Below are 649 nucleotides of genomic sequence, written 5' to 3'. Positions count from 1 at the left end.
ACATATAAGAGGGCTTTTAATGATGATATGAAGCAAGAGTTGTTACAAAGCTACAATAACGGTAAAAAATCAAATTCCTTATCAATCCCAAAAGAAACACCTATTTTATTTATAGATGCGATTGCTAGGCAATATAAAGATTCGAAGTATACAAAGCAAAAAAACGAAGATTATAAGGAGTTTGCTAGTAAGTTATTAATAGCTGATGTGAAAATAATTGAAGGTACACATAGTATTTATTTATACGCTCCGGATGAAATATACAAATTTGCAATGGATTTTATTAATAATAAAGTAGTGAAGAACTAAGCTATTGTTATTTTAGTGATGGAAGGTCTACATGATGAAAGAATATAACATATTAATTGTTGAAGACGATTTGATTATAGGAGATATATTACAAAAAATTTTGCAGCGCGAGAAGTACAATGTGTGTTGGGAGAAAGAAGGGAAGAATGTTCTTGATGTAATTCATGAGATAGATTTAGTCATAATGGATGTTATGTTACCAGGTGAAGATGGATATCAAATTACAAAGAAAATAAAAAATCTAGGATTAAATATTCCAATCATATTTCTATCAGCTCGGAATGATATTGATAGTAAACTAAAAGGTCTTACCATTGGAGAAGAATACATGATAAAACCT

General features: G+C 29.1%; 1 protein-coding gene and 1 pseudogene. Both read left to right on the top strand.

Translation table 11 applies throughout. From position 1 onward, the window contains the following. Positions 1 to 309, top strand: a pseudogene (locus AC1DTM_RS30485) (alpha/beta hydrolase); the annotation flags it as partial. Positions 310 to 343: 34 nt separating this feature from the next. Beyond that, the coding region (locus tag AC1DTM_RS30480) for a response regulator (RefSeq protein ID WP_477001704.1) at positions 344 to 649 on the top strand (306 nt) is incomplete at its 3' end.

This window comes from Bacillus sp. P4_D3 (assembly GCF_056401855.1).
The sequence above is the reverse complement of the archived record's forward strand: the minus strand, read 5'-3'. Positions and strand labels throughout refer to the sequence as shown.